Source organism: Paenibacillus sp. Paensp38 (assembly GCF_059491915.1).
Window position 1 is genome coordinate 3,865,005 of record NZ_CP168516.1, and the last position, 15,010, is coordinate 3,880,014.

At 50.0% G+C, this 15,010-nt stretch carries 9 protein-coding genes; all 9 read right to left on the reverse strand.

The window, feature by feature from the left end; all coding sequences use genetic code 11:
- Positions 1–2: 2 nt before the first annotated feature.
- The 9 genes from nifB to ACEN8J_RS17125 all read right to left on the reverse strand — a co-directional run bounded on the left by nifB (position 3) and on the right by ACEN8J_RS17125 (position 15,002).
- Positions 3–1,502: a nitrogenase cofactor biosynthesis protein NifB gene (nifB, locus tag ACEN8J_RS17085; RefSeq protein ID WP_495593772.1), complete on the reverse strand. Its 1,500-nt coding sequence runs from the start codon at positions 1,500–1,502 to the stop codon at positions 3–5.
- A gap of 312 nt (positions 1,503–1,814) precedes the next feature.
- Positions 1,815–4,262, reverse strand: a complete 2,448-nt coding sequence (locus ACEN8J_RS17090; RefSeq protein WP_495593773.1) for a rhamnogalacturonan lyase — start codon at positions 4,260–4,262, stop codon at positions 1,815–1,817.
- A gap of 374 nt (positions 4,263–4,636) precedes the next feature.
- Positions 4,637–7,930, reverse strand: a complete 3,294-nt coding sequence (locus ACEN8J_RS17095; protein WP_495593774.1) for a DUF5704 domain-containing protein — start codon at positions 7,928–7,930, stop codon at positions 4,637–4,639.
- A gap of 4 nt (positions 7,931–7,934) precedes the next feature.
- Entirely contained in the window at positions 7,935–8,885 is a 951-nt protein-coding gene (locus ACEN8J_RS17100) for a stalk domain-containing protein (protein WP_342434903.1), read from the reverse strand.
- A gap of 434 nt (positions 8,886–9,319) precedes the next feature.
- Complete coding sequence (locus ACEN8J_RS17105) at positions 9,320–11,620, reverse strand: glycoside hydrolase family 127 protein (protein WP_495594556.1); 2,301 nt, start codon at positions 11,618–11,620, stop codon at positions 9,320–9,322.
- Between the two features lie 86 nt (positions 11,621–11,706).
- The gene (locus ACEN8J_RS17110; RefSeq protein WP_495593775.1) at positions 11,707–12,930 is read right to left on the reverse strand and encodes an NAD(P)/FAD-dependent oxidoreductase; all 1,224 of its coding nucleotides are present in this window, start codon (positions 12,928–12,930) and stop codon (positions 11,707–11,709) included.
- Complete coding sequence (locus ACEN8J_RS17115; protein ID WP_029516055.1) at positions 12,927–13,262, reverse strand: (2Fe-2S)-binding protein; 336 nt, start codon at positions 13,260–13,262, stop codon at positions 12,927–12,929. Before ACEN8J_RS17115 ends, ACEN8J_RS17110 begins: the two co-directional genes overlap by 4 nt.
- Positions 13,259–13,561, reverse strand: coding sequence for a (2Fe-2S)-binding protein (locus ACEN8J_RS17120; RefSeq protein WP_069010326.1), 303 nt, complete (start codon positions 13,559–13,561; stop codon positions 13,259–13,261). Before ACEN8J_RS17120 ends, ACEN8J_RS17115 begins: the two co-directional genes overlap by 4 nt.
- A gap of 4 nt (positions 13,562–13,565) precedes the next feature.
- Positions 13,566–15,002: an aldehyde dehydrogenase family protein gene (locus tag ACEN8J_RS17125; RefSeq protein WP_069010325.1), complete on the reverse strand. Its 1,437-nt coding sequence runs from the start codon at positions 15,000–15,002 to the stop codon at positions 13,566–13,568.
- Positions 15,003–15,010 lie beyond the last annotated feature (8 nt).

Here is a 15,010-nt window from a genome sequence, read left to right on the forward strand (position 1 = left end):
TCTCAGCCTCCAAAATGTTCAATGGGTAAATCCGAATGACTGCCCTTAACTCCCTTATTACGCTGACTTCCCTTATTACTCTGCACAGGATACATATAACGTAGAAATTTTACATATTCCAGAACGGATTCCTCAATATCCCCGCCGCATACAATAGGCAGCACGCCAGCTTCCTGCAATGCCTCTTTGGGGGCCTCGCCTATGCCGGCCGACAGCAGCAATGCACAGTCATGCACCATGGAAAGGATCTCCTTCATCGTCTCGGCCTTGTCTCCATTGCAATCGGCTTTCCCGTGGCAGTAGGATTGCACCTTACGAATGCCTATGAAATTTACGATAATCCCGTCGCTTTCATAGATCATAAATTCCTTGGCACGGCCGAAATGCTGATTCACCTTCCCTCCGCCACGACTGGCCACAGCGATTAGGACTGGCTTTGAGGTAAAGCTCACTTCAGGCTTATCCCCAGATAACGGGCAGCTACATCCAGCCCCGGTTGACGGTTGTTTGGGGTGCGATTGTCCCTCCTTGCGTTCCATTCTCACTCTCACCTTCTCATCCAGTTCTTTCTGAAATTGTGCCCTTGCCTCTTCATCCATGGGAGGAGCAGCCGCAATGTTCTCCCATGTAAAATCCTGATTGCGATCCTCGCCCAGCAGTCCAATCGCATCCGCCCTGCACTGACGGCAATGGCGCATAATGACAGCTCCCGCTTCAGCACATTTCTCCTGCAGCTGCCGGACCAGGCGGGGACGGGGGGCACGCATCCCTTCCTGCTCATATCGGCTACCAGGTGCGATGATGAGCGGCATAATGTTGTGCAGCACTGCGCCGTGCTCCTTGACCACCCTGGCTACCTCCGGCAGATGGGCATCATTGACTTCGGGAATCAGCACCGAGTTCACCTTGCACAATACGCCTCTCGAAGCCAGCATCTTCAAGCCTGCCAGCTGGCGGTCAATCAACAGCCGTGCGGCCTCCTCTCCTGCATAGCGTTTTCCTTCATCGTAGACCCATCCATAAATACGGCTCCCCACCACTGGATCTACAGCATTGATCGTGATCGTGACATGCGAAATGCCCAGATCTACAATCCTGTCGACATGCCTGATCAAAGTAAGGCCATTCGTGCTGAGACAGAATATGACGTCCTTAACTGTCTCACGGACCCGGCGGAAGGTATCGAAGGTTGCCTCCGCATTGGCCAGCGGATCTCCAGGTCCCGCAATGCCGACAACGGACAGCTGCATCAGCTGTGCCGCTACGCCATAGGTCTTGATCGCCGCCTGCTCCGGCGTAAGCAGTTCACTAACAACGCCGGGACGGCTTTCATTGACGCAATCGAATTTGCGGTTGCAATAATGGCACTGAATATTGCATGCCGGGGCTACTGGAAGATGAATGCGCGCAAAATAGCGATGTGCCTCTTCGTTATAACAGGGATGTCGTCTGAGAGTTTCTAATGCTAAGGGGGTTTCCGAGAGATCAGCTAAAGAGTCCATTCATTCCCTCCTCTCTACGTTATATTCCCTTACATAATTCTCTATTTTGTCTGGAATATAATTACATCTTAGAGACAGGGACAAATACAGTCAATTCACTTCTCCATGAAATCTCTGTTATTTATCCTCATTTCACATATGTGTCAAATTTCACGTTAGGTAAGATATCACAACATTTACATGTGTGCGGTTACATTTTATATTCTCAATAACATCAAGACGTAAAAAAAGAGAGTCCGTAAATACGGCTCTCCTTTTGAGATAAGAAACTTTAATTTTTTATTATATATTTTGGGAAATAGTCTCCGCTTATCATTCCTTCACATCTATTTTCGTCCCATCGACTATCGTTCCATCGACTTCTTTTTCATCTACCTCTGCTGCCTCTACTTCATCCGCTTCGTCACTGCTCTCTTCCTCTATTAAGGCTTTTGGCGTGTAGAGCTTGGGAATCGGCACATTCGCCCAATCCATATCGGATGCAAAATAAAAGCTCGTGTAGGACGGCTGGTTATACCCGGTATTTTGACGCGCCACATCCGTGCGATACTGCGGATCATGCATCAACGTGTACAATTTATGCGTCGTAGGTTCTGTGCTCAGATAGATACGGATGGCTGAGCTATCCGCTGTACGGACGAGCATTTCCTCCCGCCAATCTCCGAAAATGTCGGCTACCAGCGATGGCGTTCCTTTCGTATAGTTGTTCGTTTTGGTTCCAGTGGCGGTCAACAATGTACCTCGTTTCCAATCTTCAATGGTTGGGGTTACATCAATTGCGCCGTTTACGATTTGTGTGGTCATATCGGCTGCCCATTTGATACTCATATTGGTACCCGGTATCTTCGTATCCAGTTGTTTGCCCGCTGCGGTCCACAGGCCTATGGCCCAGGTCTCCAGACCTCGCTGATCCGGGTCTATGTCACCGACCATTCCCCGACCTGTATCCTTGCCGGAATATGCGCCGTAAATGATTTCACCTGTTTTGGCATCCCGCAAAGAATAGCCATATGGAGCGTAAGTGCCACCTTCATGTACCATAAAGATTTCTTTGCCGGGGCGATCCGGGTCAATATCGGTTACATGCAGTGCATCGCCGTGCCCCAATCTGGCGGTTTGACCCGGAGTTGCACTTTCAGGAGGCATGACATCAAATGAGCTGTACAACAGGCTGCCATCATGGTCAATCGTGGCGGAACCGTATACGATTTCGTCCTTGCCGTCACCGTCCACATCCACCACGCTCAAAGAATGCGCTCCCTGTGTGGTCAAGGTGCCAAATTTCGGGTCCGTTCCATCACGCCCGTGCGGACCATCGTTAAATGGATTGGTCATTGGTGTCCAGCCACTGTCCACCATCCAATGTTTTTGGAGATGGCGACCATCCCATGTGTAGGTGGCCAAAGTGGAACGCGTATAATAGCCGCGTGCAAATACGGCATACGGCTTGCGGCCGTCCAGATAGGCCACACCTGCCAGGAAGCGGTCTACACGGTTGGCGGGTTCAATTCGGGCCATGGCGTAGTCGCCCCACATGAGGCCATCGTCATGACGCTCCGGCTCATAGCGGACGGTATCCAGCTCAGCTCCCGTTTTCCCCTTGAAAATTGTCAAATACTCTGGTCCATCGACAATAAAGCCCTCGAACTCTCTCAGCTTGTTTTTGTCGCTCCGTGATGGTGCATATACATCCATAAAGTAGTCTGTCAGGCTTTCCGCATCCTTTCGGGATAACGGATAACTGTACTTCGGAGCGATGCCAAAGCATTCCTCCAGCGTAGCAGGCCATTGTCCCTTGACCACTTCTTCATGCTTCGTCCAGTTCATGAACATGTTCACCACATGCTCATAATAATCCGAACGACTCAAACGGTAATCGTCCTCATGTGTAATCCCTGCTTTGCGATCCTCACGTGGCAGAGTAATATACTTTTCTTTTTTCGCCTTGCCCTTCTTATCAAAAGAAATCGTTTTGGTCCCTGGAGCCGTTTTGAACATCAGCTCGGCTTTACCATCGCCGTCAAAATCGTACACCATCATCTGTGTATAATGCGCACCTGATCGAATATTCACGCCCAGGTCGATCCGATACAGCAGCTTGCCTTCGGCCGTATACGCATCAACATACGTATTTCCGGTATACCCCTTCTGAGATACATCTTTGGAGTTCGACGGGTCCCATTTTACAAAAAATTCATATTGTCCGTCTCCATCCACATCCCCCACACTCATATCGTTGGCCGAATACGTATAGGATTCACCTGCGGGTGTTACGCCATCGGCAGGCTTTTGGAGAGGAAGTTCATAGTAACCCTGCTGCCATGGCTTCACTTTAGCGCTACGATCCTTTTCCCGCCCATTAACGACTGAAGCTACTCTGTATACTGATTTACCATTCCCTTCCTTATCCACATAGTTGGTACTGTCGGTCACTGTCGCAATCTTCTTACCGTCACGGTATACGTTGAAGTCCGCTCCTGTCAGCCCCGTTGAACCGTAACCGTTCACTTCTTGAGCCAATAACCGCCAGCTTAAAAATACCCCTTCCTGCGTCACCGCAGCTACCAGTCCGCGATCCAACTTTTCCAGCTGAATGCTACTGCTACGGTTCTGTTCAACTGCAATGGCTGATTCCGCCTGTAGTGTCGGTTCGGACAAATCTTCCGCAGCCACTCCTCCAGTCGTGCCCGTCATCGCCAGCATCGCTGCCAACGCAGCGGTCAAGCTTCCCTTTCGCCATGCGCCTTTCCTTTGAGCCATTCGGGTCGTCCTCCTCAATAGTATTGTGATGACAAGCAAGTACGCCAAAATGATTGCGCTTACATAAATTAAATTCCCTATTATTATAGTTTTGCCGTTCCCTCAAACGCGTTTAAATATCCGAGGATTTCTCTACACAAAACCGTGTTGTTTACTCATTCCAAATAAAACAGCCCCCACCAAGGCTGTATGAAAACGGCATGCTAAGGGCTGAACACCGCCAAACTCCCCATGAAGGCAGAGGAAGTAGGCAAAATCATATTCGCATAAACTCAAAAGGAAATATAAAAAAACGGACAGTGGATTGTTCCCATTGTCCGTTTTCGTATTTTTCGCGCTAGTTATGGATTAGGATTCGTCTTGATTACTGCAAGTTAGTGAGGAACAAATGAACTAAAATCGTCCCGGCTGGACTGATCCGCATGATAAAATACTACATCCCCGTCCTGTAAATGAAAGGTATGCCCGTACGGGTCCTTTATCTCTCTGCGGTAACCCTCCAGTTGCCACTGGTTCAATAGCGGGCCATTTATATACTGTAAATGCGGATGCTCGGCGTCACCCTGACGCAGTGACTCCAAATTAAAGCGAACGACGATAAAGCCTGTTTTCTTGAATATATCCGTATGCTCGTTAAGCTCCTGACGGCGACTGACCTCGCGCAAATCTGTGCCTTTGGTGACTGCGTACACATTAGCAGGCAGGCTATATTCACCATACCAGCGCTGAATCGACGCATTAGCACGATCCACATTGACCCCATCCGGCAGGTCTGTCTTCGGACCCATCAAGGTACGCACAGCCGCAGGCAGCACCAGCCAGTCGTAACGTCCAATCCAGGTCTTGCTGCGTGCAATACGGTGGGCATACAGAGAAACATAGCGTTCCAGCGTTGACTGGCTTTGCTGTGCTTCACTCAGCTCATGCTTGTATTGGTAGGCTGCCGTGTCCTGCATTTCCTCCATCGGCACATTGCGTAGCCGTTCATTCAAAATAACATATCGCTTTTCCCGGTCCTCCGCCGATCCCAAACGGATAAATTTCCGGTTGCCGGAATGTGTATACAGATCCACCTCTTCCCGCTGTCGCCCATCTTTGCTCACCCAATAGAACGATGGCGTGATGCGAATACCGTCCTTGGCGCTAAACATATTGCCTTTGGTTTTGAGGTCAAACTTGAAATGGTAGCCTGTCTTGACTGCCACATTTGCATAACCTTCATGTGGGTGACTGCCGGGACGAATGGGCAAGGTGAATGGCTCCTGGTTCCCTCTCGGTAACCCGTCAATATTGCCAAGCCCCGTCCAATAGGACAGGCCGCTATGCGTCGGGCTCCCTTTTCGTTGCCGAAACACCCGCTCCCAATGGTAATCGGCAATATCCGTGATATGAAAACCGTACATCCGTCCGATGACCTCTGTATTTACCACATCATTGGCAACATGGTGGGCGATATCCGTGTTGGCATGGCGCTGTTCGGTGAACCCGTCCGGTGCATTTTCGGCAATGGTACGGAACTCAACTGTATAGTTGCCTTCATCCACCCATACGGGAAGATAAAAGTCTGTGTTAAGCTGCAGCACTGGAATGTCGATCCAGGTACCCCGCGGATAAAAATGCGTCTTTCCTTTGTCGTACACATCGAACGGAAAGCGAACCTGCTTGGTTCGTACATATTTGGCATATTCTCGATCACCATAGCCAGGAATATTTAAATGTGGGCCTGCTGTCGAGATCGTCACCCGGAAAGGGCGCTCCAAAATAAGTGCGGATCGTCCCTTCGTAGGTTGGGTTTTCTGATTATGAGCAGCATCGTCCGACACTTTAGACAGATTCACTACGGGAGTGTGGACAGTCACAGTGTTGATCCCTTGGATCGGCAAAGTCTTATCTGCACCGCCATTGATATTTCCTTTTAAAATCGCATAGGTAATGTCACCGCTACTTGACGTATTGGGTTTATTGATCTTGTGCTTTTCAATCATATGGCCCGGGCTGTACAGGATATCCGACCCGCTTTTTACGGGTTCAGGGATTTTGCCAGGAGTCGGCCCCTTTTCCTTGACACGCTGGTGGTCCATGATCGTTTGACCGTTGAATTTCACAGTATCGTTTTCCACTTCCACGTCTGGTGTAGCCTTCTGGGCCACAGGCTCCAGTGATCTTTGTTCATTGGGCACCTTCGGCATACTCTTGCCGCCATAAATATAAAGTGAACCCCCATCGACGATGCCCGGAGAAGGAGCCGGATAGTATTTTCCGTTGGTCGCTGATTCTACAGACGGCGGCGTGTAATTCCTTGGTGGAATCGTAATACTACCTCCCGGCAGTGCATAGTTGCGTAGCTGCGCGTTCTTGATACCGTACACCTCAAGGTTGTCGATCACCCAGTAGGAGTACGGTTTCACAATTTCGTATTTGTAATACTCCACGACCTTCATGTGCCGGGTATCGTTGATATCTTCCCATTCCAGATCATACGTGCGCTTCAGCTTGACGTTGTAGGTGCACTCGCCTTTGAGCTGTTGGTAGGTGTTTTGAAAAAGGTAATTCCGGGCCAGCACGTTTCCGTACAGGCTTTCAGAAGTTGGAATACCCTTGGCTACATCAAAACGTGACGCGCCTCGCTGATCGGCTTTAATAACGGCAGATACTGTCGGGTCCAATTCGGCAGCTTCCAAGCGCAGACTTGGAACGGGGCGGGAGCAGACAACACCTTTCGTTGGCTGTTCATGATCTTGGCAATCTGAGGGAGCTCCCTCTTGGCTTTCTCCAGGCTTAGGACAGCCCTGAGCTTCTTTGTAATACAAATAAGCGGTAAACTGCTCAAAAGAACCGTCATAGGTAAATCCGGGTACAATTCCCGGCAAAATATCTCCACTTGGCGGTTTACCTGTCGTGCTTTTCTTATAACCCACATACTCATATTTCGGGTTGGTTGGCGGGGTAAAATCATACGGTTGATCAGCTTTTAGCTCATCCTCTATTGGTGTAAATACGTTGTTAAGTGATTTCCCGTCAGTGGTAAAATGCTTGACGATTAGGTTGCTCTCCAATTCGATCTTGAATAGGATGGGCTGGTAAATGCGGTACGCTTTGACCTCTTTGGCACAGTTCGGACAACTCTCTTCCTTAATGTTTTTAGGTCGAGTTATCGCATCCAGTTTTATATTAACTGTGATTGGAATAGTGGTTGTATCCGTTCCAACCCCCTTTATTTGGTAGGGGAGAATGTCATCTTCCTTCGTGCCATCACTTACATAATCTACATACTCAATGTAATCATCAAACCGAGATTTTGAAAAATACTTTTTATAATCAGGATTACTTTTGTTGACTTCCGCTGCTGGATTATACAGCTTTGCTTCAACGCCCTTAATCTTACGACCGGGGAAATTAAATTTGTACGTGAACTTCGCCTCACCGTGCATACCTTTTCCTGGCTCTTTGCCACCGTTGGTTACCCATTTACCAGCGGTGTTCATCCACATGTCGAAGTACATCATGCCAACAAAGTAGCGAGTATTTTTGTCTGGATAGTAGGATAGCGGTGTGATTTCTTCTGAATCGGCAGCCACCTTATCGGTGGGAAAAGAAAAAGGTGAGAGTTGCAACAAAAGCAGTACCCCCACCAGCAATACGGCCAGAATTCGTTTCGTGTTCTTCATGTGCTTAATTATTCTTCCACGGGTTGACCATCATTGGAATATAACCATCGCCTTGCAAGCGAAATCCAATGTACTGAATGTCTGTTAGCTTGAAAGACTTATAATTTTTAATTCCCTGAAAAAGCTCATCAGCAGACGAATAGATCGGATAATAAATCATTTTTGTACCATCACCATTATCCTGTGTCAGCTCATCCAATGGAGGACGGAGGCGTGCATCCTTGTTCTTGGTCAGGTAGAAAATACTGGCCGCTGTACTCGAACTTGTTTTTACTCTCATCCGTAGGTAAGGAACGCCTTTAGGTGTCGTGTAAGGTTCAACAGAATAAATTTCTCGTAGTAGCTTAGTAGGCAGATCAGATTGTTTGAAAATAACCACTTTCTCGTATGTCGTACCATCAACAACGTTCTTCATGAGGTTGGGAATTGTACTAATCGCCTTCTTATACGGCTCGATACTTACCGTCTTATGCCCCGTATCCTCCAGAGCAGCAATTTCCTTCTTTCCAATCCAGACCCAGCGACTAACTTTATCCCACTCCACCGTTTGTCCCAGACCCTCACTTACCAACCGCAGCGGCACAAAAGTACGGTTTTGCTTTAAAATAATCTTCGTTTCATACGTTTTGGTCTGCCCATCCACGGTAGCTGTGTTTTGACCCACTGTCATGTTAACAGCATGGGCATCATTTTTAATCGACACTGCCAATTGGCCGCCTGTTTTCTCCCAGCCTACCTTAGCCCCTAGCGCTTCGGATACAAAACGAATCGGAACCATCACATAATCGTTACTATCCTGAAAAGGTTTAGCATCTGGAAACTGTATTTTTTTGGCGTTTAACAAGACTTCAATGGGTTTGGTGCTGCTTGCCGCCTCCGTCGTTGGAATCGTACTTGTCGCGCCCCATAGTAACGTGACTGCGGTCAAACTCAACATCCATTTTTTCATACTCATCTCTCTATCCCCTTTGTCGGCTTAAACTTTAAACTATGTATATCATCTCTAATTTCATAAACTTATCGCATCCCCACTTTCGGAAAATACTGGATACAACTTATATATTATAGGGTTTCCCTCTTACAAAATCTATAAGAAAAACTTCTAATACAAAGCATTCCAAACAAATAGACTCTATTGAGCAATCCTCCCCCTTAAATCATAGAACTGACTCTTAAAAAAGTTATATTTCTGAAAATCCCAACAAAAAAGGGCTGCCTCTCCCCTATGAAGGAAGAAACAGCCCGTGTGCTTCACGCGCAACAAAACTATGAATATATCAGCTTATACCATCATATGGATTATTCCAGCATCATCCAATATTTCTTACATCATAAATCATACCGGACGAAAAATCAAACGTTACTTTTTCTCACGAAACATTTCAAAGATCATTCATGTATACCTGAATTTCCAGCTTGATAGAGTTGCTCATACACGTTCTTGTTGACCATCCTCAGCCCAAAACATCTGCGGATACGCTGTCCCGGCTTGGCCTTGAAGGTCACTGTCGCCTGATCCTTACCCTCCAGATATGCAGCCGGAATAGCGGCATTCACGTTGTAAAATTTATCGGCTTCATCAAAACCTTCACTAAAATGCTCAAGCGGATGACCGTTAATCAAAATATCAAAACCACAGTTTGGCATTTCCAGCGTAGCTGTGTAGGTAATGACCAACAGCATCGGAGCAGATGGATCTGTATTTAAATCGAAAGAAAACCAACCGTCAATTCCCGCATTCCGATAAGGTCGGTTATTCACATATCCGGTGCGAGTCGAGGCATCTCCCTGGAAGTTATGATCCCGCTCCGGCTGCATTTCACCAGGTTGGGCAAAATCAATCGTACACTGCTCCAGAATCGCCAGTTTTTCGCGTGCCGCTGTGTATTCCTGTTCCGCCTCCTGCCACGCTTCCTTCGTAAAAATATCCCAATATACGGAATACGTACGATCATGCATTTTATACAGAGGAGACAATTCCACATCCCGAGGATGCCCTGCATTCAAGGTACGGAACGTATTCGTCTTATCCTCTACAGACTGTATCCAGGCATCCAGCTTTTCCGTTTGAGGGATAAATACCGGTGTATAGAGGAAATCCTTGGCTTTAGGATCTTCTAAGGGTCCAAGGTCGCCTGCCAGCACCAACGGTCCATACATAACAGCCGCCCGATCCGGATTATCCGGCATCTGCTCCAGCCTCAGCGACATCGGAATCGTCACCTCTACAACATCCCCGTCAATCCACGTTCTGGCGATAGAGATGAAGCTGCCCGGTTCCGATACAACCGACTGTTCTTTGCCATTTACACGAATGGTAATTCCTTTTTCAGCCCAATATGGATAGCGGATGAGTAGCGTAAATGAGGCAGGTTGATCGCATTGAATCTCCAGCGTCGTATGATCTGTATCTGGATAGGAAGTGTTTTGTTTTAGCGTAACGCCTCTGTCCTTCCATTCCAGCGTGGAAGCAATGAACTGATTGACATACAGCTTATCGTGATCGTGAAAATAAATACCGCTGCCGTAGCTCGCATGGTTTTCCATCCCTGTACCAACACAGCATGTGAAATCGTCAAATTTGCTTTCAAAATGCTTGTGCCCGCCCATGGCCAGCGACAGAAAATACGTTACGCCCCCGTGAACCGGGTCCTGCGAGGCCAAAATATGATTGAATAGACCTCGCTCATAAAAGTCGGCTTCCTTGGCGGAAACATTCCATTGAAACAGATGATTTGTCAGCTTGAGCATGTTATAGGTGTTGCACGTCTCCGTCGTATGAGGCCCGATGCGATCATTCAAGCCATCCGGCGCTCCAAAATATTCTCCAAAGCTATTCCCGCCAATGACATATGAATGATGATCCACCACCCGCTCCCAAAAAAACTCCACCGTCTCCCGGCGCTTCGTATCATTCGTGAGCTCATATTCCTTGGCAAGCCCGATCAGCTTCGGAATCTGTGTATTGGCATGAATACCCTGTAAGCAATCCTCCTGTGAGCTAAGCGGGTCCAGCACTAGCTTGTGCCAGAAGCATTCAGCCAGCCGCAAGTAGCGCTCTTCCCCGGTATCCGCATACAAATCCGCCAATACCTCATTCATGCCTCCATATTCGCAAAACATCATCTGCTGCATCTGCTCATCGCTCATCGGCTGCAAAATTCCTTCGAGCCAGTCCGCCAGTTTGCGCTCTACACCTAATGCCTTGTCACAGCCTGTCAAATGATACGCATCACGCAGACCAGCGAACAACTTGTGTAGTGTATACAAAGGAGCCCAGGCACCGTTCAGGTCAAAGCCCTTCGAACGAATATTTCCAGCAGACACCTCTTCAAAAAGTTCCTTTCCCCTTGGAATACCGGATACATATCCGTCACCATGCGCCGCCTGGCAAACATCCAGTTCATCCGTAATGTAATGTGCAATTTCTTTGAAACGCTCATCGCCCGTTGAAGCATACATCATGGAGCAAGCGGACAAATAATGTCCCAGTGTATGACCGGAAATAGTCATCGCTTCCCAGCCCTCATATTGAGGCGCTTTGGGCGTAAGTCCGGCATATTCTCGAAAACGCGCCAGCAGACGGTCTGGTTGAAGCTCCAACAGATAAGATCGGTTCAGCTCCATCGCCTGTTTGAAGGGACCTTCAGCCAATACCACCTCGTTCAGTGCGAACGGTCTTGCTTTCATATGGGCTTTTGCTTTAAGAGTCACTTTCCGTTCCTCCTTTAAGACGAATTTGGGACAAAAAAACGCATATCAAACACAACGAGCCGTTACGCGCCGCTGCCAAAGGTTTGCCCCCACTGCTGGTACAGCTGCGTTCTCGCCTCTGTAATGCCGGGATGAAACTGAATCAGCGCATGCTTACGTGCAAAATGGACCTCACGGATCGCCTCCTGCACCCGCTGTTCCCCGCCTGCTCCGCCGAATCCAGCGGCATCGAGCATAGAAGCGGCGGCTAATCGGCCTTGGGCCATCGCGACCAGCCCGCTTTCGATGCCAGTAATATTGCCGGCAACGTACAGCCCTTTGAGCGAGGTTTCCATTCGCTCACCATGCAGTGGGACATGCCCGCCTAGCTCAGGGCTGTACACGAATTTGCACCCGGCTACCGCCGCCAGCTCGGCGAGCGGATACAAGCCGCCGCTCAGCGCCACGAAGTCGGCGGGTTCGACGCGCTCGCTGCCGGGAATAGGCGAGCCGTCCGGTTTAACGTGGACCAGGGTCACGGATTCGACCCGGTCCTGGCCGTTGACGGACAGCACCGCTGTCCGCAAACGGATCGGGATATCCCACAGACGGAAGCCTCTGTGGGGATAGCAGCACGCGATGAGTTTCTCCATCCGCATCGCCGCTGCCAGCCTGCCGCCTGCACGCATCCAGGCGGCAGGAGCTAGCCCCGACAGCTGAAGCAGCAGCTTCGCGGAGGCTGTCGGATCTGCCGCCGCACCAGCCAGCGGATTAGCGCACGGCAGTGTAATTGCCGCCACCTTCACCCCGGCGACAGACAGCTCGCGGGCAATCGCCATCGACAATACGTTCATGCCTACGATGATGCCGCGTTCCCCCGGCTTAACGTAATGAACATTAGTCATTACTTGTGCGGCCCCGATAGACATGACGCCCGGTAACGTCCAGCCATCCAGCGGAACGGGAATTTCGGCAGCTCCAGTCGCTAGCAATACGTAATCCGCAGTGAACAATCCACAGGAAGTGGAAATTTCCCACGTTGTTGTATATTCCATACCATGCACGGAAACGCCGCAGCGAATGTCCACCCCAAGCTCCCCGCAACGGGTAATCAGCTCATCCGAAACGTGTTTTCCAACCCACCAGCCTTGACTGCCTTCCTCATGATATTGCCCGGGCATACGTCCACCCGGCTCTGTAAACTCATCCAGTACTGTGACTGGCAATCCTTGCTCAGCAGCCGATACCGCTGCGGACAATCCGGCGGGACCCGCCCCAATGACGATAAGATGCGCCATTTCATTCATGTCACAATTCTCCCTGTGATTTCATTCGAAAGCTGCCGCCCGGTTTCCACCACCATACCTTCTTCCAGCTTGGTCAGGCAGGAACGGACGGTACCGAACGGATGAACCGTCAGGCGGCATTCGTTACAATGCCCAATGGCGCAGTATACGCCTCTGGCCGTACCGGATTCCTCATGCCTTCTCAGCAAACGGACACCGCTGGCCAGCAGCGCTGCTGCCAATGGTTCTCCAGCCAATCCCTGCATGGGACGACCGTCAAAAAAGAAAGATACCTGCCGCCGCTCCGGCTTTGGTCCCAAAATAGGATGATTTACAATACGCGTGCGGCTCATAAAGAACCTCCTTCTGCCAGCTGCCCGAACGTTACGGGACGCACGGGAGGCCTTTGCGATAACAGCTCCGCCTCCCGGCGGGCAGCAGGAACCTGATTGTAAAACCATGACTCCACCAATTGTCGGCATACCCTACCCTGACATGCCCCCATCGTCACCCGCGTAGCCATTTTAAGCTGGCGCACGGTGTCCATACCCATGCGGCAAGCCTGCTCCATCTGTGCGATACTCACTTCTTCACAGCGACATATGAGCAAATGACCTGATGCGCACCCGATCGTCTCACTTCGTCCCGTCATCCGCTTACTCATAACTGATCGCACAGGTTTTAATCGCTGAATAAAAATCCAGCGCCGCCTGGCCCTGTTCCCGGGTATGTGAACTGGATTGCTTCAGACCGCCGAACGGAGCCTGGTATTCAACACCAGCCGTCTCCTGATTAACCCGAACCATACCGGCGTTCGCCTCATCCAGAAACCGATGAGCCAACCGCAAATCGCGGGTGAATAGAGAGGCGCTTAATCCATAAATAGAATCATTGCACAGTCGAATTGCATCCTCGAAGTCGTCCGCCTGCACGACCCCCATCACAGGTCCAAAAATCTCCTCCTGAATCAACGGGTGGGACGAATTGAGTCCAGTCGCCACCAGTGGACGCACATAATACCCGTTCTCTGTCCCGGCAGCGGCTCCACCTTCGGCCAAAATCTCGGCTTCCCGGCGGGCCAGCGATATATAGGACATGACCTTCTCGTATTGACCTGCGGATGCCACAGGTCCAAGATACGCACCGGCGTCAAGCGCCGGAGCGATCTGTATTTTTTCCACCGCTTGGCGTAAGGCTTCCGTGAACGTCTCATAGACAGACTGTTCCACAATCACCCGACTAGTGGCCGTGCATTTTTGCCCGGCTGAACGGAAAGCCCCGCTGACAATCATCGCCACCGCCTGTGCTACATCCGCGTCTTTCAGCACAATGGCGGCATTTTTACCGCCCATCTCGGTCTGGTACTTCATGTTACGGCGCGCGCATCGCTCGGCAATGCCCAAACCTGTAGCGGTAGAACCCGTGAAACTGACTGCATCCAGTACCGGATGCTCCAGTAAGGCATCGCCAATACGGTTACCTTGCCCAATGACTAAGTTCAGTACGCCGGGCGGAAACTGCACCGCCTCGAATAGCTCGGCGACCCGTACTGCAGTTAATGAAGCATGTTCGGCAGGCTTCCAGATGACCGTGTTTCCGCACAAAAGTGCAGGGGCGATTTTCCATAGCGGAATAGCTACCGGAAAATTCCACGGCGTAATGACAGCCGTTACACCTAGCGGAATGCGCTTCGTGTATTGGAGCACTCCCGGCTCATTCGAAGGAATGACTGTACCGATGGAACGTACGCCCTCTGCTGCATAGTACCGAAGCAGATGGACACCTCGCATGACCTCTCCGCGCATCTCGGTAATCGGCTTGCCCATCTCACGACTGGCCAGCTCAGCCAATTCAGGTAATGCTGCCTCTAGTAAACCGGCTGCTTTGAACAGATAAACTCCCCGCGCTGCGGGACTTAAAGCGGCCCAGCCCGCCTGAGCCAGCCGTGCCGCATCCCCGGCCTGTGTAATATCGCTCGTTTCTGAAAAATGGACGACTCCCACCTCCTCCTTCAAGTCCGAAGGATTGTGAACCACCATTTCCTCGCCGGAAGGGCTCAGCCACTCACCACCGATCCAATTTCGGCTCTCCATCGTCTTCA

Coding starts and splice junctions, on each gene's coding strand:
- ACEN8J_RS17120 (WP_069010326.1), bottom strand. CDS start 13,561: ATGACGGGACGAAGTGAGACGATCGGGTGCGCATCAGGTCATTTGCTC.
- ACEN8J_RS17100 (WP_342434903.1), bottom strand. CDS start 8,885: ATGAGTATGAAAAAATGGATGTTGAGTTTGACCGCAGTCACGTTACTA.
- nifB (WP_495593772.1), bottom strand. CDS start 1,502: ATGGACTCTTTAGCTGATCTCTCGGAAACCCCCTTAGCATTAGAAACT.
- ACEN8J_RS17105 (WP_495594556.1), bottom strand. CDS start 11,620: ATGAAAGCAAGACCGTTCGCACTGAACGAGGTGGTATTGGCTGAAGGT.
- ACEN8J_RS17115 (WP_029516055.1), bottom strand. CDS start 13,262: ATGAGCCGCACGCGTATTGTAAATCATCCTATTTTGGGACCAAAGCCG.
- ACEN8J_RS17095 (WP_495593774.1), bottom strand. CDS start 7,930: ATGAAGAACACGAAACGAATTCTGGCCGTATTGCTGGTGGGGGTACTG.
- ACEN8J_RS17110 (WP_495593775.1), bottom strand. CDS start 12,930: ATGAATGAAATGGCGCATCTTATCGTCATTGGGGCGGGTCCCGCCGGA.
- ACEN8J_RS17090 (WP_495593773.1), bottom strand. CDS start 4,262: ATGGCTCAAAGGAAAGGCGCATGGCGAAAGGGAAGCTTGACCGCTGCG.
- ACEN8J_RS17125 (WP_069010325.1), bottom strand. CDS start 15,002: ATGGAGAGCCGAAATTGGATCGGTGGTGAGTGGCTGAGCCCTTCCGGC.